Source organism: Flavobacterium xizangense (genome assembly GCF_054075145.1).
Genome location: NZ_JBSIPG010000279.1, coordinates 1 through 243, shown reverse-complemented (window position 1 = coordinate 243; position 243 = coordinate 1). Strand labels below are relative to the sequence as shown.

At 30.5% G+C, this 243-nt stretch carries 1 protein-coding gene; it reads right to left on the bottom strand.

Annotated features, from left to right (window positions below; translation table 11 throughout):
- Positions 1-243, bottom strand: a 243-nt coding sequence (locus tag ACWA1B_RS23430) for a class I SAM-dependent methyltransferase (protein ID WP_456911086.1), incomplete at both ends; no start/stop codon positions are given.

Genomic DNA, 243 nt, shown 5'->3' with positions numbered 1-243 from the left:
GCAGTTTTTTCATGAAATCTTCTTCAGCAAAAGTCAGGCAGAAATTACCATTTGGTTTTAAAACTCTGTAAATTTCTGAAAGTAAATCTTCTGGTTTCTGCCAAAAATAAATGGTGTTTACTGTGAATACTTTATCGAAAGTTTCATCTTCGAATGGAATTTTATTTCCATCATAAAGCGAAAAGAAAGCTTGTTTTTGAGAAACAAAATTTCTGTTTATTTTACGTGCTTCCTGAAACATCA